General features: G+C 58.9%; 23 protein-coding genes and 1 pseudogene. 9 read left to right on the forward strand and 15 right to left on the reverse strand.

The window, feature by feature from the left end; all coding sequences use genetic code 11:
- From mdcB to ACSQ83_RS22370, 11 genes are all read right to left on the reverse strand, one after another.
- Positions 1 to 891, reverse strand: a complete 891-nt coding sequence (gene mdcB, locus ACSQ83_RS22320; protein ID WP_436229648.1) for a triphosphoribosyl-dephospho-CoA synthase MdcB — start codon at positions 889 to 891, stop codon at positions 1 to 3.
- Complete coding sequence (locus ACSQ83_RS22325) at positions 888 to 1,592, reverse strand: biotin-independent malonate decarboxylase subunit gamma (RefSeq protein ID WP_414952529.1); 705 nt, start codon at positions 1,590 to 1,592, stop codon at positions 888 to 890. Before ACSQ83_RS22325 ends, mdcB begins: the two co-directional genes overlap by 4 nt.
- Positions 1,579 to 2,511, reverse strand: a complete 933-nt coding sequence (locus tag ACSQ83_RS22330; RefSeq protein ID WP_436229649.1) for a biotin-independent malonate decarboxylase subunit beta — start codon at positions 2,509 to 2,511, stop codon at positions 1,579 to 1,581. The genes ACSQ83_RS22325 and ACSQ83_RS22330 overlap by 14 nt, the downstream gene beginning before the upstream one ends.
- Positions 2,508 to 2,822, reverse strand: coding sequence for a malonate decarboxylase acyl carrier protein (gene mdcC / locus ACSQ83_RS22335; protein ID WP_436229650.1), 315 nt, complete (start codon positions 2,820 to 2,822; stop codon positions 2,508 to 2,510). Before mdcC ends, ACSQ83_RS22330 begins: the two co-directional genes overlap by 4 nt.
- Before the next feature lie 30 nt (positions 2,823 to 2,852).
- Positions 2,853 to 4,505: a malonate decarboxylase subunit alpha gene (gene mdcA / locus ACSQ83_RS22340; protein WP_414952526.1), complete on the reverse strand. Its 1,653-nt coding sequence runs from the start codon at positions 4,503 to 4,505 to the stop codon at positions 2,853 to 2,855.
- A gap of 167 nt (positions 4,506 to 4,672) precedes the next feature.
- Positions 4,673 to 5,398: a GntR family transcriptional regulator gene (locus ACSQ83_RS22345; RefSeq protein ID WP_436229651.1), complete on the reverse strand. Its 726-nt coding sequence runs from the start codon at positions 5,396 to 5,398 to the stop codon at positions 4,673 to 4,675.
- Positions 5,399 to 5,425: 27 nt separating this feature from the next.
- A complete protein-coding gene (locus ACSQ83_RS22350) occupies positions 5,426 to 6,175 on the reverse strand; it encodes a GntR family transcriptional regulator (protein ID WP_436229652.1) in 750 nt (249 codons plus the stop codon).
- Between the two features lie 82 nt (positions 6,176 to 6,257).
- Positions 6,258 to 7,640, reverse strand: coding sequence for an MFS transporter (locus tag ACSQ83_RS22355; protein ID WP_436229698.1), 1,383 nt, complete (start codon positions 7,638 to 7,640; stop codon positions 6,258 to 6,260).
- Between the two features lie 175 nt (positions 7,641 to 7,815).
- Positions 7,816 to 8,625 (reverse strand): fatty acid hydroxylase family protein, encoded by an 810-nt coding sequence (locus ACSQ83_RS22360; protein ID WP_436229653.1) that lies wholly within the window; start codon positions 8,623 to 8,625, stop codon positions 7,816 to 7,818.
- Complete coding sequence (locus ACSQ83_RS22365; protein ID WP_436229654.1) at positions 8,622 to 9,950, reverse strand: iron-containing alcohol dehydrogenase; 1,329 nt, start codon at positions 9,948 to 9,950, stop codon at positions 8,622 to 8,624. The genes ACSQ83_RS22360 and ACSQ83_RS22365 overlap by 4 nt, the downstream gene beginning before the upstream one ends.
- Before the next feature lie 18 nt (positions 9,951 to 9,968).
- Positions 9,969 to 10,667, reverse strand: a complete 699-nt coding sequence (locus tag ACSQ83_RS22370) for an alpha/beta fold hydrolase (protein WP_414952521.1) — start codon at positions 10,665 to 10,667, stop codon at positions 9,969 to 9,971.
- Between the two features lie 168 nt (positions 10,668 to 10,835).
- Here ACSQ83_RS22370 and ACSQ83_RS22375 point away from each other — a divergent pair, with 168 nt between their 5' ends.
- From ACSQ83_RS22375 to glcF, 3 genes are read left to right on the forward strand one after another with little or no spacing between them, the layout of a single operon-like run.
- On the forward strand, positions 10,836 to 12,311 hold the full coding sequence (locus ACSQ83_RS22375) for an FAD-linked oxidase C-terminal domain-containing protein (RefSeq protein WP_436229655.1): 1,476 nt from the start codon (positions 10,836 to 10,838) through the stop codon (positions 12,309 to 12,311).
- Positions 12,311 to 13,447 carry a glycolate oxidase subunit GlcE gene (gene glcE / locus ACSQ83_RS22380; RefSeq protein WP_414952519.1) on the forward strand — a complete coding sequence of 379 codons (1,137 nt, stop codon included), beginning with the start codon at positions 12,311 to 12,313 and terminating at the stop codon, positions 13,445 to 13,447. The genes ACSQ83_RS22375 and glcE overlap by 1 nt, the downstream gene beginning before the upstream one ends.
- A 4-nt stretch (positions 13,448 to 13,451) precedes the next feature.
- Positions 13,452 to 14,693, forward strand: coding sequence for a glycolate oxidase subunit GlcF (gene glcF, locus ACSQ83_RS22385; protein ID WP_414952518.1), 1,242 nt, complete (start codon positions 13,452 to 13,454; stop codon positions 14,691 to 14,693).
- 91 nt (positions 14,694 to 14,784) lie between these two features.
- On the opposite strand, the gene ACSQ83_RS22390 is transcribed toward glcF, so the two are convergent.
- Entirely contained in the window at positions 14,785 to 15,867 is a 1,083-nt protein-coding gene (locus ACSQ83_RS22390) for a LacI family DNA-binding transcriptional regulator (protein ID WP_436229656.1), read from the reverse strand.
- Positions 15,868 to 16,174: 307 nt separating this feature from the next.
- On the opposite strand from ACSQ83_RS22390, the gene ACSQ83_RS22395 reads away from it, so the two are divergent.
- The 3 genes from ACSQ83_RS22395 to ACSQ83_RS22405 all read left to right on the forward strand — a co-directional run bounded on the left by ACSQ83_RS22395 (position 16,175) and on the right by ACSQ83_RS22405 (position 19,938).
- The gene (locus ACSQ83_RS22395; protein ID WP_436229657.1) at positions 16,175 to 17,545 is read left to right on the forward strand and encodes an MFS transporter; all 1,371 of its coding nucleotides are present in this window, start codon (positions 16,175 to 16,177) and stop codon (positions 17,543 to 17,545) included.
- A gap of 24 nt (positions 17,546 to 17,569) precedes the next feature.
- Entirely contained in the window at positions 17,570 to 18,733 is a 1,164-nt protein-coding gene (locus ACSQ83_RS22400; RefSeq protein WP_414952515.1) for a mandelate racemase/muconate lactonizing enzyme family protein, read from the forward strand.
- 398 nt (positions 18,734 to 19,131) lie between these two features.
- The gene (locus tag ACSQ83_RS22405; RefSeq protein ID WP_436229658.1) at positions 19,132 to 19,938 is read left to right on the forward strand and encodes a phytanoyl-CoA dioxygenase family protein; all 807 of its coding nucleotides are present in this window, start codon (positions 19,132 to 19,134) and stop codon (positions 19,936 to 19,938) included.
- Positions 19,939 to 20,006: 68 nt separating this feature from the next.
- On the opposite strand, the gene alr is transcribed toward ACSQ83_RS22405, so the two are convergent.
- Complete coding sequence (gene alr / locus ACSQ83_RS22410; RefSeq protein ID WP_436229659.1) at positions 20,007 to 21,194, reverse strand: alanine racemase; 1,188 nt, start codon at positions 21,192 to 21,194, stop codon at positions 20,007 to 20,009.
- A gap of 75 nt (positions 21,195 to 21,269) precedes the next feature.
- Positions 21,270 to 22,409, reverse strand: a complete 1,140-nt coding sequence (locus ACSQ83_RS22415; protein WP_436229699.1) for a branched-chain amino acid ABC transporter substrate-binding protein — start codon at positions 22,407 to 22,409, stop codon at positions 21,270 to 21,272.
- A 259-nt stretch (positions 22,410 to 22,668) separates the two neighbouring features.
- Here ACSQ83_RS22415 and ACSQ83_RS22420 point away from each other — a divergent pair, with 259 nt between their 5' ends.
- Complete coding sequence (locus ACSQ83_RS22420; protein WP_414952512.1) at positions 22,669 to 23,523, forward strand: LysR family transcriptional regulator; 855 nt, start codon at positions 22,669 to 22,671, stop codon at positions 23,521 to 23,523.
- 63 nt (positions 23,524 to 23,586) lie between these two features.
- Complete coding sequence (locus ACSQ83_RS22425) at positions 23,587 to 24,240, forward strand: hypothetical protein (protein ID WP_436229660.1); 654 nt, start codon at positions 23,587 to 23,589, stop codon at positions 24,238 to 24,240.
- Positions 24,241 to 24,449: 209 nt separating this feature from the next.
- Here the strand turns inward: ACSQ83_RS22425 and ACSQ83_RS22430 are convergent, their stop codons facing one another.
- On the reverse strand, positions 24,450 to 25,430 hold the full coding sequence (locus ACSQ83_RS22430; RefSeq protein ID WP_414952510.1) for an aldo/keto reductase: 981 nt from the start codon (positions 25,428 to 25,430) through the stop codon (positions 24,450 to 24,452).
- Between the two features lie 151 nt (positions 25,431 to 25,581).
- Between ACSQ83_RS22430 and ACSQ83_RS22435 the strand changes: the two are divergent.
- Positions 25,582 to 25,811, forward strand: a pseudogene (locus ACSQ83_RS22435) (TetR/AcrR family transcriptional regulator); the annotation flags it as partial.
- Positions 25,812 to 25,892 lie beyond the last annotated feature (81 nt).

Genomic DNA, 25,892 nt, shown 5'->3' on the forward strand with positions numbered 1-25,892 from the left:
TCAAAGCCCCCGTAACGCGTGCACAAAGAGCGTGGCGGCGAGGATGTCGGCGGCGCCCCCGGGGCTTAGGTTGCGCTCAACAAATCTTGCGTGGATCGCCATGGCGTCCTGATGCCAATGAGGCGAAAATACGCCGGCTTCGTCCAGAAACGCACGGCTCATGCGCTTGACGCAGTCGATGCCTTCACGGCCGCCTCGATGAAACACGTTGGTGTCGTCAAACACGGCCATCACTGCGAAGAGTGACTGTACGGCGGCGACAGAACGCGGACAGCCGGACGCGAGGGACTCCTCGAAAGTTGGCACAGCTATCCGAACCAATATTTGGTAACCCCCCGCAGCCACCTCCCGGGCACCTTCAATACCGTATTGAGCCGCCGCCCGCTTTCCGTGGCTCGGCGGCGCAACATTCGCGCTCGCGAGAATATCGGCGCCGTAGGAGCGGCTGATCACATTGCAGAGCGCCTGCACGTCGAGACCCGTGCCTTCGGCATAAAGCCTGCCTGCCGCTGCCGCCAGCAAGCCGAGACTGAAAATGGCCCCGCGATGCGTGTTGACACCGCGCGTCGCTTTCAGCATCCGGTGCTCGGCGGCCACGCCGAAATTCTGCAAGACAGGGAATGACGCGTGCTGTTGGCCGCAGCTCGTCACATCCGCAAAATAGTGCCGCAGCGAGAACAGGCTGCGTACGAAGGTCGAAGCATTCATGTCGCGATGACTGCCATTGTCGATACGCGTGACGAGTCCCGGCTTGGGACCGATCATGACCTCCTCATAGAGCGCGTGAATCGCAGCGCGCGCGACTTCGCACGCGAAGGCATCGCCGGCTTGACGCACCCGCGTGAACCGGCGCGCAGGCGATCTCGACAACATGGAGGCTGCAGGATTCATGTGCGTCCTTCCTGCACTCGTCTCGCCACACCCGCCGCGAGCGTGCGGCCGCCGCGGGCGAACCCGGTTTCACTCCTCAAATCCTCCTTGGAGTGATCCATGAGTGCTTCACGAAGCGAGCCCGACAAATCGCCCTCCCAAACGCCTTCGACAATGCCAAGCTTGAAGAAGCTCGGCACACCGGGCGCGAAGACCGCCGACGTCGTGCACAAGGATTCCAAACGTTCCAGCGGAATCTGGGTAATGCGGCTCATGGCGGGAAGGTTCATCACGTAGATCAGCGCCTCAGGTAACGCGTATGTCCGGTCGGCAATCATTCCGGCCGCCAGGAATCCACCTGAAATCGCCTGATCGTAGACAAGGCTCAACACCTGATGACCGCGCGCTCGCGCTACCTCAAGGCATTTGGCGAGATGCGCGAGATAGCCATTGTTCGCGAGCAACTCGTCCCGACGCGACAGGCGCTGTCCAGCGTTGTCGACGAGCAAGAGAATGGGCATGCCCGGCTTTTCCTGAATCACACGCAGCACGTGAGCGGCAAGCTTCAACGCGGTCTCCACGCCAATCGCGGCGTGTCCGGTCGTACCGATCAATGCGATGTCTCGCCCGTCCAACCGGCCAAGGCCCTGGACGACATCCGCGTTGACCGTCACATCGTGTCCTGCGGGGAAAAGCGCGTTCAACAGGTCAGCTAATTTCATGAGCGCTCCCAGTGCGTGATTGCGCAACGGCTTCCTGGAACTGTTCGAGCTCGAGTGAGGGAATCATTTCCGGGTTCGCAACACCGAGCGCGGCCCAGATATCGACCGCGTCCTCGCATTCGCCAAATCGCTCGATGCGCTCGGTCAACCGCGCATGCTCCGCGACGACCGCGTCAAGATCGAACGCGACGGGGCGCCGCAGGAATGCCGCCGCCGCTTCCTTGAACGAAGGGAGGTCGTCGTCGACAAGCCGATCGATCTCGCCAAGCAGGTAGCGGTGCTTTCCTCCCATCGTGCGCCACACCAGCGCGCGGTCCTTCGCGTCGAACTCTTCCACGCCGCGCGCTGTTTCGATGACTTCGGGTCCCGACACTGACAAACGGGCCAGTTCGCTCATGACGATGGCATCACAGCAGGGCGCGACGATGCCCATGCCGCCATAGCAGCCGTTACCGCCGCCGATCAGCACGACTACCGGAACCCTGGCATGGCGCGCGTCGAACACTGCGCGCTGGATTTCCGAAATCGCGACAAGCCCGGCATTCGCTTCGTGCAGCCGCACGCCGCCTGTTTCAAGCAGGAGCAGCACCGCCGCAGGCTTTTCCAGCGCGGCACGCTTGAGCATCCCCGTCAGCTTCGCACCATGAATCTCGCCGACAGCGCCGCCCATGAAACGCCCTTCCTGTGCCGCGACAAAGATCCGCTCGCCCTTCAGCCGCCCTTCTCCAATAACAATGCCGTCATCGAAAGACACCGGCACATCGAGCGCCTCCAGATGCGGGCTTGTCAGGCGCGCCCGCGGGTCGAGCCATTCGATGAAACTGTCGTCGTCGCACATGCCATGCGCGCGCGCCCGCGCCGTCGACTCGAGATAGCTCCGCCGCAATGCGCTGGCGGCGAACAGGTCGTCGGCATTCATGCGTTCCCCTCGTCAAGTGTTCGCGCCGCCTGAGCGAGTCGCAGGTTCACCACCGCCGGCGTCGCGCCGCTGTCGTTGATCGTGATGCGCGTGTTGGCCAGGGCCCGGGCGGAGACGAAGCTCTGCGCCACGGCGCTCCAGGTCTTCTCAAAGCCCTGAACGGACGTGCGAATGATGACCTCACATCGTCCGCCGAGCTCTTCACGCTCCACAAGGACTTCCAGATCGCCCGACGCCACCACCCCGGCAATGGCATAGGCGCCGCTGTTGCCCGCCGTCAGACCGTCATAAGCAAATCGCAACTGCTCCATTTCGATACTCCAATAGTTTTTCCGGACTGCTTACCAGTTTCGAAAGCGCCGTGGCGGGTCGTACAGCCCGTTCGACCATTGCACGAGATCCTTGATCGAGCGTGCCGCGAGGAGGTCACGCGTTGCGTGCAGCGGATTGACGCCAAGGTCCTCGGGTCGCCGGATGACGCCGCGATCCCGCAGGTTCTCGACTGCCTGACGATCACGGCCCAGACCCACCGGCGTAAAGCCGCTTACGCCACGGATGGCTTGCTCGCGCTCTTGCGGGCTGCGACACAGCAACAGGTTGGCAATACCTTCCTCGGTCACGAGGTGCGTGACATCGTCGCCATAGACCATGACAGGCGGCAGTTCCATACCGAAACGATCCATCAGGTCCCATGCGTCGAGCCGCTCGACGAAGGTCGGCTGCATCTTCTCCCCAAACGTCTCGACGATCTGCACGACCAGCTTGCGCCCGCGCGGCATGGCGCCCGCGCGGGAAGCTTCACGGCCAGCCTTGAGCCACGCTTCGCTGGTATGACGACGCGCCCGGGAATCACAGCCGAAATTCGGTGCACCGCCAAAGCCCGTCATCCGGCTCTTGGTCGCCGTCGAACTGTTTCCTTGAAGATCTATCTGCAACGTAGAGCCGATGAACAGGTCGGAATAGTGACCCGCCAGCTGACAGAAGATGCGATTCGAACGCAAGCTTCCGTCGGGACCCGTGTAAAAAATATCCGGTCGCGCAGCCACATAGTTTTCCATACCCAGTTCGGAGCCCGCCGAATGGATTGACTGGATAAAGCCCGATTCAATCGCCGGAATCAACGTCGGGCATGGATTGACCGACATGTAGTTGCAAATCTTGCCGCGCAGTCCAAGGCTCTCGGCATAGGTAGGCAGAAGAAGCTCAATGGCAGCCGTGTCGAAGCCAATGCCGTGGTTCAGCCTGGTCACACCGTACTGCGCGTAGATGCCCTTGATGACCATCATCGCCATCAGGATCTGGATCTCGGTGATCGCGGCCGGATCCCGCGTAAAGATGGGTTCGATGTAATGCGCCTTCGGCGAGCGCACCACGAAGTTCACCCAGTCCGCTGGAACATCGACGCGCGGAAGCGTGTCGACCATTTCGTTAACCTGTGCAATGACAATGCCGTTCTTGAATGCCGTTGCTTCAACGATGGCCGGCGTGTCTTCCGTGTTGGGTCCTGTGTACAGGTTGCCGTGACGATCGGCGCTCTGCGCAGCGATAAAACTCACACGCGGCGTCAGATCACAAAAGTAGCGGCCATACAGTTCGAGATAGGTATGGATCGCGCCGATCTTGATCTTCCCCTGCTCCACGAGGTTCGCCATGCGCACGCCTTGCGGTCCCGAGTAGGAGAAATCGAGCTTGCGTGCGATGCCCTTCTCGAACACGTCCAGGTGCTGTGGCAGCGCGATGTTCGACTGCACGATGTGGAGGTCGTGGACGATTTCTGGATTCACCTTTGCAAGGCAAGCCGAAAGAAAATCCGCGTGCTTTTGATTGTCGCCTTCAATGCAAACCCGGTCTTCAGGTTCCAGCACTGCCTCAAGGAGCCGCACCATTGCCTCCGGCGCGACCAGCTTCCCGTCAACGACTGTGCTGGCGCGTTCGAGCCGTGCCGACTTGCTCAGAGCCAGCCGGTTCCACTGCCCTTGGACATCCCGCTTCATGACTTTTCCCTTGGTTTGGCATTCCGTCTGCACCGGCTGTGCAAAATCAGCCACACATCTGCTAAGCAACTTATATGTTACTGATATTTATCAGTAACGAGTGTACCTAAGTCCCATCGTCGGTCAAACGATGTTTACCCTAGAATTGGAAGCACAAAGGAGACTGATTAGCGGACAGAAAGCGCGTCGCCGGTTTCTTCAGTCGCGCGTCGAGCGAAGCGCTCTGCGCTATCAAGCAAGCGATCACTGGCGTGAGCGGCGGCGTCGGGGTCACCACTTGCAATGGCCGCGGCAAGGGCCGCATGCAACGTGGCGGATTCAACCAGAATCTCAGCGTCTCGCGAGCGCTGGAACCAGAAACGGCGCGACGGCCCCTGCATGAGCCGCATCGCGCCTACAACGAATTCATTTCCACAGATGGAAAGACAGAGTTCGTTAAACGACTTGTCTGCATGAACGAAAAGCAAGACGTCCGAACGTATAGCGGCGGTCTCAAAGTCGGCGGACAACGCCCGCAGCGTGGCTTTTGCAGCTGCATCACATTCTCGTGCGATGAGTCGCACCATCAGGCGCTCAACCTCACGGCGCGTCTCGAGAAGCCGCAACTGTACGTTCGGGTCGATGAGCCGGATAGTAATGCCGCACTTGGGTCGCACTTCGAGAAGGTTTTCACGCGCGAGACGGCGCACAGCTTCCCGGGTCGGCATGCGACTCATGCCGATCAATTCACTTAACTGTGCCTCGGAGACGCTCGAACCGGGCGCAACCTGTTGTGTGACGATGGCCTCTTCGAGCAACTCATACGCGCTCTGGCTGAGCGAGGCATCAGAGCGAACCGTCACTCGATCACCGATCGACGGATCGCGCATAGGGGCAAGCTGGCGCCTAAACATGATGAGGCTCGGAAGGGCAACCGAACGTTAAAACTCCACGAGCGTCGCGCGCGTAAAGGCCTCGATGTTGTCGAGCAAGGCGTCGAGTGTGTCCCCGGCCGCATCGACGTTGCCTTCGGCTATCGCCTTGGCAACCGCGCCATGAAGACGCGCCATCTCGGGAAGATCGGCCGCTTCCCTGTAATGCACATACCAGAACCGTCTAGCCAAGCCGTGCATCAGGCGCATTGCGGCCTCGGCGAATTCATTTCGCGCGGCGATCAAGCATAGCTCATTGAATTCGCGATCGAGTCGCACGAAGCTGACATCATCATTCGCCTTCGACGCTTCCTCGAACTCTTCCGCCAATTGCGCGAAAACGTCGCGCTCCTGGGGCGTGGCGCTCTTGGCAGCGCTTCGGCAAATCAAGCGCTCGACTTCCCTGCGCGTTCTGAGCAGCTTGAGCTGCTTTTTCACGTCTATCTCGGGAACCAGCAGGCCGCGCTGGGGCATGATCACGATCAGGTGCTCCCGCGCCAGGCGCTGAATCGCCTCGCGAATTGGCGTGCGGCCGATACCCGTCATTTCACTGAGCGAGAGCTCGGAGACCGTAGAGCCCGGCGCAAGCTGCAGCGTCACTATGGCCTCCTCGATCTGTGCATAAGCCTGTTCAGTCAAGCTCTCTTTGGCACCGGGCCGCTTGTTGCCCGCTTTGGGCGCGCGTGCGGACGTCGACGGCCGCGCACGCAGCGTTTTCGGTTGAGCGGCGGCCTTTCGGGCAACGATTTGTTCAGCCATGGGTACACCTGCAGATGCGTTCATCAGATATCCGCATTGTATAGCAGTTGCTTCGCAGTGTTCTTGCGTGGCGAGCATGCGGCTATTGCGAAAGAGCCTCGAGCGGCCGCCCTTTGGTCTCCACGCCCAGGATCACCACGACGGCTGCCGCGATCACGAAAGATATTGCACCGAGGGTGAAAACACCTGATTGACCCGTATAAGGCAAGACCATTCCAACGATGGACGGGCCCAGCAAAGAGCCAAGGCGCCCGATCGAAGATGCAAAGCCAGATCCGGTCGCCCGAATGCGCGTTGGATACAGTTCCGGTGTGTAGGCGTAAAGCACCGACCACATTCCGAAAAAGAAGAACTGCATGCATAGGCCGGCGCCGATCAACTGAATTAACGGCGCATGCGTGGCCGCCGCCTGCCCGTACAGATACGCAAACGCCGCGCTGCCTAATAACGTGAGCGCACACGTCGGTTTGCGGCCCCACGCCTCCAGTAGCCACGCGGCAAACATGAATCCAGGAATGCCTGCGAGGGAGATGATGATCGTATAGAACACCGACTTGGTCACTTCATAACCTGCACTCTGAAGCAGCGCGCCTAGCCACGTTGTCAGGCCGTAGTACCCGAGGAGCGCAAAAAACCACAGGGACCACGTCATGATAGTGCGGCGTGCATATCCGTCAGTCCATAGTTGTACGAATCGTGCCGCACGGGGAACTTCGGAGACAGTTGCAGACGACACGGGCGCAACAGGTGGCAGATTCTTTCCGCGCAAGCATTTCCTCACACTCGCCTCGATACCTGCAACCACCGAATCGGCCTCCACCACCCGGCCCGCGCTTTCCAGCCAACGCGGCGATTCCGGCACATAACGCCGGACAACGAAGACGAAGACCGCCGGTACGGCAAGCGCGATGAAGATGCCTCGCCAGCCAATCATGGGCAGCAGGAAATAAGTGGCAATGCCTGCGGTGATGAACCCGATCGGCCAAAACCCTTCGAGGACAGCGAGATACCTGCCGCGATTTTTGGCTGGGACAATTTCCGAGACAATCGACAGACCGATCGGAAACTCCATTCCCATTCCGAATCCAAGCAGTACCCGGAACACCATCAGCCATCCGACGCTTGGTGCGAAGCCACACAGCAGACTCCCTACTCCCCAAAATATCATGCTGACCTGGAACACCGGCTTGCGCCCGAACCGGTCCGCCAGCATACCCGCGATCGCCGCGCCGATCAGCATGCCAAGGAAGCTGGAACTGGCGAGCATCCCGGCCTGTGTCGCACTCAGGCCGAACTCCGCCTTGATCGAGCCCAGCACGAACGTCATGATGCCGAGATCCATTGAATCGAACAGCCACGCGGTCGCAATAACAGTGAAAATCAACTTCTGATATTGCGTGAGGGGCAACCTTTCCAGCCGCGCGGCTACGCCGTCTCTCACGTTGACTACGGCAGGGTTATGCATTTCCATTGTCTCTCTCCAGCCTGTCGAGCAGGTTTTTGTGGAATCAATTGATTCGTTATACTTATAATTTGGCCATCCGCTTCCAATCGCGCATTATCGAGCGAGGGTCATTCAGCAGTTGATGCAGGTACTACAAGCGGCCCCGCAAACGAGTCCGCTTATCGAGGCCGCTTATTCAAATTGCTGTCATGACTTGACGTTCGTTTTCGGAGAGATCAGGACCGTCGAGCGTCACACGCGAGTGGTCATTTCTGAATTTGGCAATCACTGGCCGCAGCTCTGCCTTGACGTGTTTGTCGCTATATCCATTGAAAAGCGTCCCAAGCAAACCGCGACGCAAGTCGCTTGAGCCCAGCACCCAATCAGCAATGGGAAAGGTGAGGTTCATGTTGTACTTCATCATGATCCCCATATTGTGGTGCGCAGTATGGTGGCGCCGGATCGTGTTGATAAACGGCATATTCCGGACGAACCAGTTCTCGTGAACGTGACAGCAGTAGTGGAACGTCTCATACACCAGATACTGCCCGACCATGGTCAGAAAGACGATGTATCCCGCGTTCAGGTCAATCAGACGGGAAGCCGCGAAACCCAGGATCGTACCTCCAACACCAAGCGTGATCAGGACGCGCCACGGGAAAAACACGATGCGAAACTCGCGCGTCGTATCAATCGTCGGTTCAATGTCCGAGAAGTACTGATGATGCTCACGAGTGTGCCGCTCGTAGATCGACCGCAGGGCAAAAACGTCAATGCGACGATGCATCACGAAGCGATGCATGCCCCATTCGACAAAGTTGCCTGCAAGAAAAATCGGGATAACGAGAAGCCACTCCCACCGCGCCGCGTTCAGATGCGACAGGCAGTAGTAGATCGCCGCAGCGCCGGTCAAATACATCACCGAAATGTGCAGGAGCCCGTTGTACATCGGACTGATATTTGCCTTGTAGTTCTCACGGAATTTTCGTTGTCGCTCGGTCATCATGATTTGTCTCCTGTTGCGTTAGCCGGTACTGATATATTAGTTGAATATGAGATTGGATCAAGTAGTTTATCAGCTGCTTTTATAGGGAATTTCCCTAGATCGCCGCGATAGGCGTTTCGTACAATCCGGCTGTACGCCTGGGCGACATCGGGCACCGGAAATGACTTCGCAAGACGCGTCACGGCGAGTCCGTCGCGGGTCAGCGCATCGAGTGAACCCTCTCCGACTCCAAGGTCTCTGAGATTTGTAGGGATACCCAGGTCGGCGACGAGGTCGCGTAAAAATTCACATAACTCGCGCGACGTGTCCTCGGGGTTTTCGCCGGAGATACCGAAGATCTGCGCGATCTCAGCCATCTCCACTAAGCGATGTGGACCAAGCGCTTCCATCGCGTACGGGAGGACCACCGCATTCGTGGTGCCGTGCGAGCGATGCGTCAGGCCGGCAACTGCGTAAGCAATGCCGTGCACGGCATTCAGGCCGGCACTTCCATACGACAAGGCTGCATAGATGCTCGCGTAACACATGCCGGTACGTGCTTCGACGTCATCGCCGTGGTCATAGCAACGTTTCAGGAATCGCGCGCACAGCGAGATGGCTTCGCGCGCGAACAGCATGGTCAGAGACGAGCGACCGCTGTATCCGGGATCAGGATGACCGTTTCGATCGTATTGCGCGGAGTCCAGCGTCAGATATGACTCGATCGCATGCGTCAAGGCATCGATCCCTGCGTCTGCGGTCACGCGCGGTGGACAGGTGTACGTAAGCTCGGGGTCGATGAGGGCAATGTGCGGACGCAGCGAGTTGTCCATGACGGCCACCTTGGTGGCGTTGTTCGGATCGAGCAAAATCGCACCGGGAGTCGCTTCCGAACCGGTACCGGCGGTCGTAGGAAGCGCGATCAATGGAATCGGCTTGTCCGCCGAGCTCAGGCCGCCGACAAAGTCCCGCACCGGTCTTCCGGATGGCAGGGTGATGCAGAGCGCCTTGGCAAGGTCGATGTTGCTCCCGCCACCCAGCGCGATGACGTGATCGGGCGCCGCGCCCTTCAAGGCTTTCCGCACCGACTGCGTGGCGCTGTTGCAGAGTGTGGTGGTAGGGTCCGGCTCGCCTCCATCGAATACGATCGTTTCGATTCCGAGCAGGGAAGCCGATTTCACGTACTCGTCTACCCACGGGGTGGAATTCACAAAGAACCTGTCGGTCACGAGCACGCCTTTGCGGTATCCAAGGTGGGCGACCAGGGCTGGAAGCTGCGCGCGTGAGCCAGCACCGATAATCAACCTTCCGGGCGGGCAAAAATGAATGAGGTCTTCTGTTCGCATATGAACTCCGTGGAGAAATTAATGGTCAACGAAGCGGCGTATGGCTTTCGCGACCAGGTCGGCGTGTGTGACGGGCAAGGTGTGCCCGGCATCGATAAACATCTGCCGTTGAGCACCGTGGATGTGTTGAGCGAGCGAATCCGCGCATGAACCCGGACAGTCGGTGTCCTGGGCGCCGTGCAAAATCAGCGCCGGGAGATCAAGCCGTTCGAGAATGGCTCGTTGATCAGTTGATCGAATCGCCTGCCAGGTCCACGCGACCGCGTCGTGGTCTGCTGCCTCCTTCAACTCAAGGCGCTGTTCCCGCGCTGCAATCTCTTGTAGCAGCGACTCTTCGTCCTCTGCCCTGAACCAGCGGACCTCGCGTATCGCGGCCGTTCCGGAAACCAGAATGACACCCTCCGGCGGCCGCATGGTTGAGCGCGACAGGTATTCAAGCGCAACCGATACACCCATGCTCCAGCCCGCTAACCAGTAAGGCCGTCCCCGAACTTCGGAATCGATCGCGTCTGAAAGATCATCGGCAAATGCGCCGAGACCGTAGTCTTCAGCCGACAAGCCGCGTGCAGCTTGGCCTCTGCCCCTCAAATTGGGCAATACGAACATCGCCTCCTGGTGCAATTCCCGGGCGATCGGCATCCAGACAGATCGCGTTCCCTGAATGCCATGCACGGCCACGACAATCGCGGCGCCTTCTCCCACCGCTGCAACGTCCATATCCACTCCATATATTGCTTATATCCCACTAACATATTAGACTGATGTCGATGATGCACGTCAAGCGACATTTGTTTATCAAGCACTTTTCCTTACGGGGCGGCCCCATTGATAGCGGATCCAGGGTATCTACCTGACAGAAGTATTTCGCCGGACGACAGCGAATCAATGGCGCTTGGCCGCCGGGCTCGACGCATCGACGCGTTTGCGCAGGAATTGAGACGCGAGATGCCTGGCTGTACTTTGTTGACGGACAAGGAGGATGTCGCGCCTTACGAATGCGACGGTCTCGCCGCGTACAGGCAGTTACCGCTGGGAGTCGTATTGGCTGAGTCGGAGGCGCATGTTCAGGCGGTCCTCAGGCTGTGTGCGCACCACGGCATTCCGGTAGTGCCACGTGGCGCGGGCACCGGGTTGTCGGGCGGCGCCATGCCGCTTCGCGAAGGCGTCGTGCTCTCGCTTGCGCGCATGCGCAAGATCATTAATGTCGATCCTTACGCCCGCACGGCCACCCTGCAGCCCGGGGTGCGCAATCTCGCGATTTCCGAAGCAGCGTCACCGTTCGGGCTGTATTACGCTCCTGATCCGTCATCGCAGATCGCGTGCACCATCGGCGGCAACATCGCGGAGAACTCGGGCGGGGTGCATTGCCTGAAGTACGGCCTCACCGTCAACAACGTAGTGCGCGTTCGCGCCGTTACGATGGACGGTGAAATCTGTGAGTTCGGTTCTCGTGCTCCCGACGCCCCGGGCCTCGATTTGCTGGCAGTACTAATTGGCAGCGAAGGCATGTTCGCGATCGTGACCGAGGTGACCGTCCGCTTGATCCCGAAGCCTCAGGTCGCGCAGGTCGTAATGGCGAGTTTCGATGATGTCGAAGTTGGGGGAGCGGCTGTGGCGGCGATCATTGCAAGCGGGATCATCCCGGCAGGACTTGAGATGCTCGATCGCGCCGCGGCGCAAGCTGTAGAGGAGTTCGTGCATGCCGGCTATGACACGAGCGCGGCCGCAATCCTCCTTTGCGAGTCGGACGGAACGCCAGAGGAAGTCGCCGAGGAGATCGAACGGCTCACCACACTGCTCGAGGCGCAAGGTGCTACGCGTATCGAAATTTCGACTTCGGAAGCAGAAAGGCTTCGCTTCTGGTCCGGGCGTAAGAACGCATTTCCTGCCGCGGGACGGCTTTCGCCTGATTACTACTGCATGGACGGGACGGTCCCTCGCCGCGCAATCGGCCCACTCCTGCTGCGTATCCGCGAGATGGAAAAGCGCTACCAACTGCGTTGCATCAACGTCTTCCATGCGGGCGACGGAAACATGCATCCATTGATCTTGTTCAACGGCAATGACCGCGATGAATGGCATCGCGCCGAGGAATTCGGCGCGGATATTCTGGAGACGTGCGTTGAACTCGGTGGCACCGTCACGGGCGAGCATGGCATTGGCGTGGAGAAAATCAACTCAATGTGCGTCCAGTTTTCCGACGGCGAGCGCGATATGTTTTTCGCCGTCAAACACGCCTTCGACCCGCAACGGCTTCTTAACCCGGATAAGGGCATCCCCACCCGGGCCCGATGCGCGGAATACGGCCGGCTGCACGTGCGCGGTGGCCTGTTGCCTCATCCCGAGATCCCGAGGTTTTGATGAACGATGTGACCGCAGATGTGAAGATCACGAAGACGGAGACGCTTAACGTCCCGGTTGCAGGCGTCCAGGAACAGTTCAGGGAGAAAATCGAAGACGCTTATGCACACGGCCATCGCCTATGCATCCGCGGCGGAGGCTCGAAAGACTGGTATGGCGCGGCCACTACTGGAGAAGTGCTCGATACCCGTGCGTATCGTGGTGTTGTCGCGTATGACCCGGCGGAGCTTGTCATTACTGCAAGAAGCGGCACACCGCTCGCGGAAATTGAACAGTTGCTCTCGGCACGTCAGCAGATGCTGGCCTTCGAACCGCCTCATTTCGGACCGGGCGCCACCTTCGGCGGCTGTATTGCAACCGGTCTTTCCGGACCCCGACGCATGAGTGTTGGTGCAATACGTGACTTCCTCCTGGGTGCGTCGATTCTCACCGGTCGAGGGGAGTTTCTCCAATTCGGCGGTCAGGTCATGAAAAATGTGGCGGGCTACGATGTGGCCCGGCTGATGGCTGGATCGTTGGGCACATTGGGATTGTTGCTGGACATCTCGGTCAAGGTATTGCCGATACCTCCTGCATCCGCGACGCTGAGACAAGAGATGGGCGCACGCAACGCCGTGCGCAAGTTAAACGAGTGGGCTGGTCAACCTTTACCCATCACCGCCAGTGCATGGCACGCAGGAATGCTGACGATTCGCCTGGAGGGAGCCACGGCCGCAGTGCGCACAGCTTGCTCGACCCTGGGCGGTGAATCCATGCAAAATCCGGCGGCTGCAATGTACTGGCAATCGCTACGTGAACAAAGCGCCGCTTTTTTCCAGAAGGCTCCGGCCGGCGCCGCTTTGTGGCGGCTTTGCGTTCCTTCCACGACCGAGCCCGCTTTACTTCGCGATGCCGATTCCCAACTCATCGAATGGGGCGGAAGCCAACGTTGGCTCTTTGCGTCGGCCGATGACGACGCCTTGCGTCAAGCCGCGGTAGCTGCAGGCGGCCATGCAACGCAGTTTCGATACGCGAAGAACGGTATCGATGTTTTCACCGCGCTGTCCGCACCCGTGGCAGGCATTCACAAACGTCTCAAGACCGCGTTTGATCCAGCGGGCGTGTTTAACCACGGACGCATGTTCGTAGGGATGTGATCGTATGCAAACCGAGCTGGCTGATTTCATGGTTGGAACACGGGACGGGGACGATGCGCAGGCCATCATTGGGAAGTGCGTGCATTGCGGATTCTGCACGGCCACCTGCCCCACCTATCAATTACTCGGAGACGAGCTCGATGGGCCCAGAGGGCGCATCTACCTGATCAAGCAGATGGTTGAAGGGCAACCGGTTACGAGAAAGACCCAATTGCATCTCGACCGGTGTCTGACATGCCGCAACTGCGAAACGACGTGTCCATCGGGGGTTCAATACAGCCGCCTGCTCGATATCGGCCGGCGTATCGTCGAGACCAAGGTCGAGCGGCCCATGAAGGAGCGCTTGCTGCGCTACTCGCTCGCTCACTTCGTACCTGAGCGTCGTTTGTTTGCTGCGGCCATGGAACTTGGACGCCTTGCCCGGCCGCTCTTGAGTGCAAGTCTTCAGGCAAAGATTCCTGTCGGTCAGGTTCCACGGCCCACGCCGATCGGACATCATGCAAGAAAAATGCTTTTTCTTGAGGGCTGTGTGCAACCTGCGATGTCCCCGAACATCAATGTTGCGACCCGTCGAGTGCTCGACGCGCTTGGCATAGAACTGATCGCGCCGGCAAGCGCGGGTTGTTGCGGCGCCATACGCCTGCATCTTTCCAATTCGGATTCCGGGCTTGACGATATACGCAGAAACATTGACGCGTGGTGGCCTTACGTCGAACAGGGCATTGAAGCCATCGTCATGAATGCGTCCGGCTGCGGTGCGACGGTGAAGGAATACGGCCATCTGTTGCGCGACGACCCGGTCTATGCTGAAAAAGCCGACCGGATCGTCGCGCTTACCAAAGATCTCGCTGAACTGCTTCCAGGGTATGTGGACACGCTACGGCCCTTGATCGCTTCACCGGAACGACGCCGCGTTACCTTCCATCCGCCCTGCACGCTGCAGCACGGACAGCAAATAAAGGGGGCTGTGGAAGGCCTGCTGCGCTCGCTTGATATCGACGTACGCGTTCCTGCCGATGCGCATCTTTGCTGCGGTTCCGCGGGGACCTACTCCATCTCGCAACCCGCCCTGGCTTCGCAACTACGAAATGACAAAGTGGCTGCCCTCGAGGCGACGGGACCGGAACTGATCGTTTCTGCCAACATTGGATGCATTTCCCATCTTGCCGCTGCATCGAAAACTCCGGTTCGGCATTGGATTGAAATGCTTGACGATATGCTGTCCCGAGCCCGGTGGGTCGAGTAACTTCCCGTGCGTCGCTCTGCGCAGTCGCTCGCAAGCCCCGAATTGCGCGGAGATCAGGCTGAATCACACCATCCGGGCTTCTTCGTGGCCCCTACTTCGCGCGCTTTTTTAAGCCTCGTAGTTGAGCGACCTTGATCGATGGCGTCGCGAAGGGTCCGCAACTCTCCCGCGGTTCGAACCACGTGGGCAACAGAACAGGTTCGGTTACGCCCGGCTCACGAAGCTGAGCAAGCAGCAATTCGGCGGCACGGCGGCCCAGTAGTGCCGTATCCCGCATCACCGTCGCAATGGGCGGGTGATGAAGCCGGCACAATGGCAGATCGTCGCAACTGACCAGCGACAGATCCACGCCCAGCGTCAGCCCTCGCCGATGCACCACGTGCAGCGCCCCTTCCAGCAATTGATTGCCGCCTAAAATCACCGCGCTCGGCGGAGCATCGCCGGAAAGCAGTTCATCCATGGCTTGCTCCCCGTGTTCCGGTGACAAACGCCCTCGATGAACGATCAGGTTTCGCTCGATGCCAAGGCTATCGAAGGCGGCTTCCACCGCGCGAATACGTTCGCGGGTCGGCCGCACGTCGAGGCCCACGACCAGACCGATCCTGCTGTGACCCGCCTGCAGCAGATAACGGCTGGCATCGCCAATTCCCCGAAAGTGATCCGACAACACGTAATGCGCGCCGATGTCGGCAGGCAAGGTGCGATCGATCAGCACGACCGGCCCTTGCGCGCCGCGCAACGCAGCCAGCGTAGCCGGGTCGTCTTCGAGCGCGGGCAACACGATCAGCCCGTCGACCTGACGTTGAAGCAATACATCGATACGTTGCGCATCGACGCCCGGGTCGCCGCCTGAATTGGTCAGAAGGACCGAATACTTGGCCACGCTGAGTACGCTTTCCGCACCGCTGACGATGGAGGCAACCAGGGGATTGTTGATATCCGAGCCAACAAACCCCACGGAATGCGTCGCACGCCGGCGCAGGCTTTGCGCGAGGACGTTGGGCGCGTAGCCAAGTTGGCGAGCCGCGTCCAGCACGCGCTGCGTCATCTGCGGGCTCGAGCCGGGTTGTCCCGAAAGCACCCGCGACACTGACGCGATTCCCACGCCCGCCAGTTCGGCCACCGCCTTGATGCCGGACTTCACGATGGCGGGTTCCCCCGTCTTGTTGCTCATCTCGAAATTTCCCCAATCAATTCTTGACAACCTCTTACTGCTCGAATTATCGTCTGGAAACGTTTCCGGAAACGTTTCCAGACGATAATTCGGAAGATGGAACCCTGTCGCGAACGCAGCAAACGGGCGTAGTCGCGAAGCGTATCAAAAAGTGGCGCTGCGAAAGACTGACTGAAGCCCGGCCCATGAGAGGTCGCGTCAGTGTGCCACTGAAAAAAGCGCCAAACACTGCGAGCGGCACGGTTCGCGGCCGATGGAGACACGCTGCGCCCCGTGCGCGGCCTTCGATAAAAGAATAGAGGTTGCCTTGCAAAGCACACACCGGCAGTCGCCCGAAATACGCCGCGCGGTCCGCAACGCCATCCTGAGCGCGATCGTGGGAACGGCCGTTGAATGGTACGACTACTACCTTTACGCGACGGCGGCCGCCACGCTATTCAACAAGCTGTTCTTTCCTTCATACGATCATCTGACCGGGACGCTCCTCGCGTACGCGAGCTTCGCGATCGGGTTCTTCGTCCGGCCTGTCGGCAGTGTGATTTTCGGGCGGCTCGGCGACAGGATTGGCCGCAAGAAAGTGCTGATCATTACTCTGCTTCTGATGGGCGGCTCGACGACGCTGATGGGCCTCCTGCCGACCTACGCGATGATCGGCGTCTGGGCTCCGCTTCTCTTGTGCGTGCTGCGCGCATTGCAGGGCCTGGGCTCCGGCGCGGAGTATGCCGGCGCCGTGCTGATGGTGATCGAATATGCGCCGCCCAAGCGGCGCGGTCTCTATGGATCGTTGCCCTATGTGGGCGTTGCACTCGGTCTGCTGATGTCGCTTGCCACCTTCCATATTTCGTCGAGCTTGTCGAAAGGTGCGTTCGAGGAATGGGGCTGGCGAGTCCCCTTCCTGCTGAGCGCGGTAGTCGTGATCCTCGGCCTTGTACTACGTAGTTCGCTCAAGGAAACCCCTGCGTTCCTCGACCTCCAGAAACGCAATGCCGTGGTCAGGGCACCGATCCGGGAAGTTTTTCGTACGTCACTGCGGCCCATGTTGTGCGCCTGGGGAGCGCGTCTTGGCGACAACTCGCTTGCTTATATCTACGAATCGTTCGTGATCGTCTATGTCACGCAGCAACTGCATATGTCACGCGATGTCATTGTGACGGCCCTGATGTTCAGCACCGCGCTGCAATTCGTCACCGTGCCATTCTTTGGCTGGGTCTCGGATCTGGTGGGACGCAAGCCGGTCTACATTGGCGGTGCTCTGATCTCCGGGCTTGCGATCTTCCCGTTCTTTCGCATGCTGCAGAGCGGAGACATCGTGTGGATCTATGCGGGACTCTTCCTGGTTTCATCAGTAGCAAAAACGATGATGACCTCGGCGCAAAGCCCGTGGCTCGCCGAAATGTTCCCCTCGCGTGTCAGGTACACCGGCTTCTCGCTCGCCCGCGAGGTCACCTCACCCATCTCGGGCGGCATCGCGCCGATGATCGCGGTCGGTCTCCTTTCCGCTGGCGCTGGTTCCCCGCATCTGGTCGCGTGGTACGTCGTGGCACTTGGCGTGATCACGGCCGTGTCTGTGTTCCTCGGACCCGAAACGCGTGGCCGCAATCTCGATGAACCTTCGGCAGGCGCTGATCCTGCAGCCTCTGAAAACGACGCCGCCACAGTGCAGGCGACACGGTACTAACCAAAATCCAAGAAGGAGTTTTCAATGAAGATCACTAAAGTCGAACCACTGCATGTTGGCCAGTTCATGTTTGTCCGCGTCGATACCGACGAAGGCATTACCGGTTATGGTGAGGCCGGCGCATGGGGACATATTGAAGCGTCGGGCGCGGCGATCCGCCGTTTCGCCGAGTATCTGGTCGGCAAGGACGCGTTTGCGATCGAGCATCACTGGAACGTGATGCATCGCTTCAGCTACTTCCAGGGGCTGGCGATTAACGCCGCGATTTCTGCCATCGACATTGCGCTCTGGGACATCAAGGGTCGCGCGCTGAATGTACCGATCTATCAATTGCTGGGTGGTCCGGTGCGCACTAAAGCGCGTATTTACGGGCACATTTACGAAAGCAGCATCGAGAAGATCCTGGTGGAGTGCCAGGCGAAGATGGAAGTCGGCTTCAATGCATTTGGCCACCTGAATCCGTTCCTCGATGAAGGCAATGACCAGGTTTACTTCAAGACGCACATCAAAAAAATGCGCGACGCGATCAGTAATGTGCATCAGATGCGCGAAGTCGTGGGCGATCGGGTCGACTTGCTCATCGAGCTGCATCGACGACTTACGCCGGCCGAGGCGATTGTGTTCGCGCGCGGTATCGAGGACACGCATCCGATGTTCATCGAAGATCCGATCCGTCCGGAAGGACCCGATGGCATGGCGCGCGTTGCTGAGAAAATTCATATTCCGATTGCGACCGGAGAGCGCTTCTCCAGCATCTACGAATTCCAGACACTCATGGCCCGAGGGGGAGTGGAATACGCGCGCGTCGACCTGTGTCTGTGCGGCGGCATTACCGGCGCCCGCAAGGTTGCAGCGATGGCCGAGGCGCACCACATCCAGGTCGTTCCGCATAACCCGCTCTCGCCTATCGGGTTGGCCGCGTGCCTCCAGCTCGACGCCGCAATCCCCAACTTCGCGATCCAGGAATACGCGACGGGTTTCGAAGCTGGAATCTTCGAATCACGGCCGGAACATCTGGGCAGCAATATTGTCGACAAGGTGCCGTTGCCGAACAACGGTTTTGTCGATATCCCGAACGGACCCGGACTCGGCATGGCCTTGCTGCCGGACGCACAGAGAATCCGGCCGCCATTATCCAAACCGATTTCGATGCGGCCGCATTTTGACGGCTTCATAGTTGATCAATAAGGGGAAGAACGTCGTCGAACACGAAGCGCCCACTCGCGAGCACGATGGGCGCAATCGATCCGGGTCCATCAAACCGGATAACGCCGTCCGGTCCACGGAATCTCGTCGAGGAACTCCCGCTTGCGCGTTCGTTTGGTCGTCAAATCCAACCCCTGCACTACCCGCCACCGCCAACCTAAAAAGCCCATTCCCCGCGCGCGAACGAAAACACCTTCCCATTCGACCCGCCAATAACTCCCACTAATAGCCGTGTTAAGAAGTATTAGTTTCTCTTCAATCGTCCCGGCGACTATCCTCCAATCGATGCATATCAACTGATTGCATATCGAAGCGTCGCCAGGATAAAAGTCACAAGCCTGCCTCGCCTGCCACTACCGTTTTCTTCAGGGGCGTCAACCATGCAGTTAACCCAAGAGCAACTTAGACAGTTCAATGAGGATGGATTCCTTATTCTCCCGCAGCTATTTTCCGTCGACGAGGTCGAGGTGTTGCGTGCGGCCATGAACCGCGTGTTTCTTCAGGACACCGCAGCGAACGTCAAGGAAAAAAGTAGCGATGTAGTGCGCACCGCGTTTGGCCTTCATCTACGCGACGAAGTTTTCGGGAAGCTCGTCCGGCACCCGCGCTTCGTGGAACCCGCTCAACAGATTGCTGGCCCGAATCTCTATGTCCAACAATCGAAGATCAACGTCAAAGAAGCAATCACTGGAGAAATGTGGCAGTGGCATCAGGATTTCGCCACGCATCATCGCGACGACGGCGTACCACAACCACTGGCGCTCAACCTGCACGTCTTCCTTGACGACGTCAACGAATTCAACGGGCCTCTGTACTTCATCAGGGGCTCACATCGTGTCGGGTCTTCGGAGGCTTTCTACGACACCACCACGACAAGCCACCCCTTGTGGGTAGTGCCGTCCGAGATCGTCAAGAATGTGGGGGAGCAGCGGGATCTTGTTTCAGCTACAGGACCGGCAGGCACGGCGCTAATTTTCGGCGACAGTCTGATTCATGGTTCGCCCCCAAACCTCTCGCCCTGGACGCGCGCCATCTTCTCGCTGATCCTGAATCCGGTGGACAATCGCTGCACGAAGGACAAGCGACCAGAACATATCCATCATCGAGACTTCACGCCTGTCGCGGCGCTTACCGATGGATGCCTGACAGATACGTCCGAACTGCCGAAACGAGAAGCTACTGCTTAAGCTGCCGCCGTGCATCCGGGGCGCCGAGTCTGGCGCCCTAGCCCTTCATGAGGGGAAGGTGAAAGAGGTCACTCGCCTCCTCGATAAATCAATGCAATGTCGCGTAGCCCAATACTGAAATCCAGGGGTGAGCAGCCCGCAGCCCTGGTTGCATCGTCGATAGTCAGCACTGCTTCGCCGTCGTCGCCAAGGATGGTCGCGGTGTCGCCCGACAAGGCGTCGGGATGGCCGGACAGATCAACAACGGTATATTCAAGGGTGACAGAAATAACACGAGAAGGTCGACCAGCGACCAGGACGTAAGCACCCTTGTCATGAAGCGGTCGCAGAATACCATTGGCCCGGCCAACCGAAAGCACGCCAGTTCGTGTGACGCCCTCGAAATTGGCGCCGTACGGATCGCCATGAGTTTTCGCTGGACTGCCGCCAATTGGCCGCACCTGGATCAAGCGCGTTTTAATCGCGCGAAGGACGGGTTCCGACGGAAGATTGACCGCACTGTCCGCCGGAAAAGAGCGCAAGCCATACAGGAAGTGTCCCGCACACACCGCAGTAAGACTGTCCTCGATATTCGCAATCACGTGCGCGCTTGCACGGGCTTGCGTGACGCGCAATTCCAAACCTCGTTGCAGCAGCCTTTTAACAAGCACCTCAAAAGCGCGGACACGGCCTATTGCCCAGTCCGCTTGCGACAGGTCAGCGAAAGGCACATGGGTATAGACGCCCTCCACCATTACGTTTGGCAGTCCGGCCATTTTCATGATGATGTCTTCGGCTTCGTCCAGCGGCACGCCAAGTCGCTGGAGACCGGCATCGACCTTGACGCATATGGCGACTGGCCGTGTCGCCGCAGCCGATACGATCCGGGCGCCTGCCATATCGACCACTGTCGGCACAATGTCGTTCTGCAGTAATGCGTGCACGTCCTCCGCGAGATTGACAGGATAGGCAATGATCTTTACCCCATTTCCCGATCGGCGTATCGCCACGGCCTCTCGTACCGACGCCGTTTGCACAGCGTAGGCGCCGCGTCTTGCCAAGCATGCAGCGATACGCGTCGCACCGTGACCGTAGCCATTCGCCTTGACGGGTACGATGATTTGCTTGCCGGCTCCAATCAACGTTTTCAGCCGATCATAGTTGCGAGTCAGCGCATCCAGGTCAACCTCGGCCCATGTGGGGCTGTGGTTTTCCAGGGCGATCGTGGAAGGTGCGGACTTAGGCGATGGTGCGGGATGAAGCGGTGAGGCGGCCATGAAAATCTCCGTTCAGTCCCAGTGTATGGGTATGTTATCCGTCATCGTTGGTGACCTCATGCCTTGCAATGCGCACTACATCTTGACGACATCCAGCAACGTCTTCTTGTTATCTTTAAAGTCAAAGATAGAGATAGCCGGTTCCGTGATATCGCCCTTTGCATCGAACATGACGTGCCCCGTAATTCCGGCATAGTCAGTCTTGTGGATTGCGTCGAGAACCTTGGACGGGTCCACTGAGTTCGAGCGTTTCATTGCATCCACGATGATATAAACAGCGTCGTACGTGAATGGTGCGTAGAGCACGAGCGGTTGACCAAAACGCGCCTGGTACTTCGCATTGAAGGCAGCGCCTTGACTCATTCTTGAAAGCGGCATGCCGGCCTCTGAACACACCACGTTCTGCGCGGCATCGCCGGCAAGTTCAGCCATTTTTTCGGTACAGATGCCGTCAGATCCAAGAATTCTCGCTTTGATGCCGAGACTGACCGCCTGCTTGGCAAACGGACCGGCGCCCTGGTCCGTGCCACCGAAGTAGATGGTGTCCGGCCGGGACGCCTTGATGGTCGTGAGAATGGCCCTGAAATCGGTCGCCGTGGAAGTCGTGGCTTCCCGTGCAACAATGCTCACGCCAGCGGCCTTTGCCGGCTTAGCAAATTCATCAGCCTGGCCCTTGCCTGCCTGTGTAGCATCGTCCACAACGGCCAGGCGCTTGATACCCAGGTTCTTGACCGCGTAAGCGGCGAGCGTAGGACTCTGCGCAGCATCCGTTGCAACTAGCCGAAACGTCGTCTTGAAGCCCTGCAACGTGTAATCCGGATTCGTCGATGAGGGAGATATCTGAGCTATACCCGCGTCGCTGTAAATTCTGGAGGCAGGAATTGAAACGCCGGAGTTGTAGTGACCGACGACTGCGACAACCCCGTCGTCGACCAGCCTTTGTGCAACCTGGGTTCCCGTTTTAGGATCGGCCGCATCATCTTGCGTGTCGAGCACCAGCGTGATGCGCTGTCCGCCGATGGTCAGTCCCGTCTTGTTGATCTCTTCAAGGGCTAACCGCGCACCGTTTTCATTGTCTTTGCCAAAATGCGCCAGTCCTCCCGTCAACGGCCCGGCGACCCCTATTTTCACGAGTCTTGTTCCCGGTTCGGCGGCGCTCGCCGCCGATGTCTGCGCCTGGCTATCCGGGATTGCGCGCCATAGCGCCGCAGACATCACGACAGCGATGAGAGCTCGATTGCGAGTGGTTTGTTTCACTTGTCGTCTCCTTGACGATTTGCATGAAGCGCGGTCGAATCCTGCCGTGAAAATACCCCGCCGTAACGCCCGGTTGCGCCCGGCCTCTTTCCCACAATCAGGGCAGTGAAATTTGAGTACCATCGACCTCTTCCCTGTCGATCAGGTCATAATAGGTGGACGCGTTTTTTGAACAAAACTAATACTTCTTATACGACGTATTAATGGGGCTTATACGGTGCCGGCTACGCTTGATATAGATCTTCTTCGCACTTTCGTCGTGATTGCTCACGCCGGCTCCCTGAACTCGGCGGCGCCCCGCATTGGTCGTACGCAAGCAGCTGTCAGCATGCAAATCAAGCGGCTGGAGGAAATCATTGGCCAGCCATTGCTCAATCGCGGCGGCAGGGGTGTGACGCTTACGCAGGAAGGTGACAGGCTGCTGGCGCATGCGCAGGAGATCCTGAGCAGACATGATGAGGCTATTACCGACTTGACCGGACAAGGCCTCTCTGGCGTTATCCGGTTCGGCTGCCCGGATGAATATGCGTCTTCTTTTCTCTCGAACCTGATCGGTGATTTCGTCAACGATCATCCGAATGTACTGATCGAGGTCGTCTGTGCCTCTACTCCCCGGTTGCACGAGAGGCTAAACAAGCACGCAATCGAGCTTGCGCTGGTCTCGATCATAGAAGGTGCTACAGACGAAAAAAGTATTCGTATAGAGCCGCTGGTCTGGATTGCAAAATCGGCCGCTACCCTCAAGATTGAGCCGCTGCCGCTTGCGCTCTCGGATCCGGACGGGCTGGACCATATCAACGCGCTGCGCGGCCTAGATGCGGCGGGCCGCCGCTATCGCATCGCCTATGCCAGCGGCAGCCTGACCGGTTTGCTGGCAGTGGTTAGATCGGGCCAGGCGCTTGCCGTGCTGACCCGCACGGCCGTCCCAACTGACTTGCGGATTCTCGGACCAAAGTACAAGTTGCCAATGTTGCCTGCACTTGGCATTACTATCGCCTTTGATCGCGCTCGGCCTTCTGCATTAGTCGCCGCTTTTGCTGCACATATCCGTGCAGTCCTGCCTAAAATCTAGCTAGCGTGCGCAAGCTGGCGAGTAGTGCCGATAACGAATGACTAGGGAGAAGCAGTGCGTCTAATGCGACATTCGACATGGTTACTGGCGCTGCTTGCGCTAAGTGCAGCCGAAGCACGGGCGAACGATATTGCGTGTGCGACCACGCAGCAACCGGCTGAGCGTGCCATCTGTGACCATGCCATCCTGAACAATGAATACGAGCATATTGTTTCGCAGCAGCAGAGCCTGCTAAGCGCCGGGAAACTTTCGGCTGGCCAGCTATCGCGGTGGAGACAGTCACGCAATGCCTGTACCGACGTCCACTGTATTGACACAGTATTTGCTCAGTGGAACACCCTGGTTCAGGCGGCCGGGACAACGTCGGCTGCGGCAATGCCTCCCGATGTTCCATCAACGAACGCGTCAGCTCTCGTTGGACCCGACCCTGATGCGACACCTACGCCTTCGTCCGCTGCAGTGGCTACATCGGATCCATCTGTCGTGCAGCGGGGAAGCGCCGCGGGCGTTGCGCTGCCGCAGCCTGTTGCAAGTCAGGCCTCGGCGACCGTGGCCTCGTCCGCTTCATCGGGGGCGTCGGCGACATCGAGCGCCCTCGAATCCCGCAGCACGACGGGCATGAGCGGCGGCGTGCTGGCGGCAATACTGGTTGCGATCGGCTGCGGCGTGCTCGTCCATCGGCGAAGGAAGAACGCCCGGCCTACCCGCAAACCATGAAGGCAATGCTGCGATGAAGCCTTCGCTCAGCTTCAATATTTCGCATGGAAGATATGCATCGGCTGATCGTGCGGGCGCACCATTTTTGAACTTGGATGGGAACACAGGCGTGACCCGCTGGTGGCTTCTCTGCCGGGCACGAATCCAGCAGAGAAAGCCACCACGCCCCTTCTCGCAGCGAGCTGATGGAAAGCGAAAAGCGCCGCTATTTATCTAAAACCCGTCACCGCATGCGGCACGTACCGTTCTTCGAGCAGTTGGATTTCGTCCGCTGTCAGATTGAGTGAAAGGGCTGCGACCGCGTCGTTCAAATGATGCAGCTTCGTCGCGCCGACAATAGGCGCCGTGACCGGCTTTTTCTGCAGCACCCACGCAAGCGCGACCTGCGCCCGCGGCACGCCCCGCTTCGTCGCAATTTCGCTCACCCGTTCGACGATCTGACGGTCTGCCTCTTCGGTGGCCGCATACAGCGTGCGGCCGAATTCGTCGGTCTCCGAGCGTGCGCTGCTGCTGTTCCAGTCGCGCGTCAGACGGCCCCGTGCGAGCGGGCTCCACGGTATGACGCCGATGCCTTCGCTTTCGCACAGCGGCAACATCTCGCGTTCTTCTTCGCGATACAGCAGGTTCACGTAGTTCTGCATCGTCACAAAGCGAGTCCAGCCGTGGCGTTCGGCAACATGCAGCGCTTTGGAAAATTGCCACGCATACATGGTCGATGCACCGATATAACGTGCCTTACCCGCCTTGACGACATCGTGCAACGCTTCCATTGTTTCTTCGATCGGCGTCGTGTCATCCCAGCGATGAATCTGATACAGATCGATGTAGTCGGTGCCGAGGCGCTTCAGGCTCGCGTCCACTTCCGCCATGATCGCCTTGCGCGACAGCCCCGCGCCGTTCGGCCCCGGACGCATCCGGCTGTTCACTTTAGTGGCGAGCACGATCTCGTCGCGTTTCGCGAAATCCTTTAGCGCCCGGCCAACGATCTCTTCGCTGGTGCCGTCCGAATAGACGTTGGCCGTATCGAAGAAGTTGATACCGAGATCAAGCGCCTGTTTGATAAAGGGGCGTGCGGCATCGTTGTCCAGTGACCATGGGTGCGGGCCGCGTTCGGGCACACCATAACTCATGCAGCCAAGACATAGACGCGATACATCGAGGCCTGTGCGGCCAAGTTTCACATATTCCATCGTGCAACTCCTGTTGAAAGTGCGGAATGAGCAGAGGGCGTAACTGCCGGTCGTTTCGTAATTAGACTCGATTTCGAAAAAATGCGCCGGTCAAGTCAGAACGCCAGCGCCCCATGGCGCCGGAAGCGTTGTCGTCATCGACTCCGGATGCGCCGAATATGACAATTTGCCGGAGGTCGTGCAGAAGGAGGTCCAGGCCTTTGTCGAGGTCAACGTTGCGTGGCTTGGAAGGACGCTTGTGGCAGCAGGAATGGTCAGAAACGGGTCCGCGCCACATTCGCCGCGGTCTCAGGCGCGCAGTTGATGGCCCGAAGCCGTTCCGATATAAAGCTCTTTGATATCTTGATCGAGAGCTATCGAGAGGTTGGACTCTTACCCGCGTGGGAATTTGACAAGCACTGTGCATTGGGTCGCGAATGGCTTCCTATTTTGGCCTTGTCCCTCAGCAATCAACGTTCGTGA

This window comes from Caballeronia sp. LjRoot29, assembly GCF_964252755.1.
Taxonomy (GTDB): Bacteria; Pseudomonadota; Gammaproteobacteria; order Burkholderiales; family Burkholderiaceae; genus Caballeronia.

Bases quoted from the DNA above. Each gene is read 5' to 3' on its own strand.
- mdcB (WP_436229648.1), bottom strand. From the start codon at position 891: ATGAATCCTGCAGCCTCCATGTTGTCGAGATCGCCTGCGCGCCGGTTC.
- ACSQ83_RS22325 (WP_414952529.1), bottom strand. From the start codon at position 1,592: ATGAAATTAGCTGACCTGTTGAACGCGCTTTTCCCCGCAGGACACGAT.
- ACSQ83_RS22330 (WP_436229649.1), bottom strand. From the start codon at position 2,511: ATGAATGCCGACGACCTGTTCGCCGCCAGCGCATTGCGGCGGAGCTAT.
- mdcC (WP_436229650.1), bottom strand. From the start codon at position 2,822: ATGGAGCAGTTGCGATTTGCTTATGACGGTCTGACGGCGGGCAACAGC.
- mdcA (WP_414952526.1), bottom strand. From the start codon at position 4,505: ATGAAGCGGGATGTCCAAGGGCAGTGGAACCGGCTGGCTCTGAGCAAG.
- ACSQ83_RS22345 (WP_436229651.1), bottom strand. From the start codon at position 5,398: ATGTTTAGGCGCCAGCTTGCCCCTATGCGCGATCCGTCGATCGGTGAT.
- ACSQ83_RS22350 (WP_436229652.1), bottom strand. From the start codon at position 6,175: ATGGCTGAACAAATCGTTGCCCGAAAGGCCGCCGCTCAACCGAAAACG.
- ACSQ83_RS22355 (WP_436229698.1), bottom strand. From the start codon at position 7,640: ATGCATAACCCTGCCGTAGTCAACGTGAGAGACGGCGTAGCCGCGCGG.
- ACSQ83_RS22360 (WP_436229653.1), bottom strand. From the start codon at position 8,625: ATGATGACCGAGCGACAACGAAAATTCCGTGAGAACTACAAGGCAAAT.
- ACSQ83_RS22365 (WP_436229654.1), bottom strand. From the start codon at position 9,950: ATGCGAACAGAAGACCTCATTCATTTTTGCCCGCCCGGAAGGTTGATT.
- ACSQ83_RS22370 (WP_414952521.1), bottom strand. From the start codon at position 10,667: ATGGACGTTGCAGCGGTGGGAGAAGGCGCCGCGATTGTCGTGGCCGTG.
- ACSQ83_RS22375 (WP_436229655.1), top strand. From the start codon at position 10,836: ATGGCGCTTGGCCGCCGGGCTCGACGCATCGACGCGTTTGCGCAGGAA.
- glcE (WP_414952519.1), top strand. From the start codon at position 12,311: ATGAACGATGTGACCGCAGATGTGAAGATCACGAAGACGGAGACGCTT.
- glcF (WP_414952518.1), top strand. From the start codon at position 13,452: ATGCAAACCGAGCTGGCTGATTTCATGGTTGGAACACGGGACGGGGAC.
- ACSQ83_RS22390 (WP_436229656.1), bottom strand. From the start codon at position 15,867: ATGAGCAACAAGACGGGGGAACCCGCCATCGTGAAGTCCGGCATCAAG.
- ACSQ83_RS22400 (WP_414952515.1), top strand. From the start codon at position 17,570: ATGAAGATCACTAAAGTCGAACCACTGCATGTTGGCCAGTTCATGTTT.
- ACSQ83_RS22405 (WP_436229658.1), top strand. From the start codon at position 19,132: ATGCAGTTAACCCAAGAGCAACTTAGACAGTTCAATGAGGATGGATTC.
- alr (WP_436229659.1), bottom strand. From the start codon at position 21,194: ATGGCCGCCTCACCGCTTCATCCCGCACCATCGCCTAAGTCCGCACCT.
- ACSQ83_RS22415 (WP_436229699.1), bottom strand. From the start codon at position 22,409: ATGTCTGCGGCGCTATGGCGCGCAATCCCGGATAGCCAGGCGCAGACA.
- ACSQ83_RS22425 (WP_436229660.1), top strand. From the start codon at position 23,587: ATGCGACATTCGACATGGTTACTGGCGCTGCTTGCGCTAAGTGCAGCC.
- ACSQ83_RS22430 (WP_414952510.1), bottom strand. From the start codon at position 25,430: ATGGAATATGTGAAACTTGGCCGCACAGGCCTCGATGTATCGCGTCTA.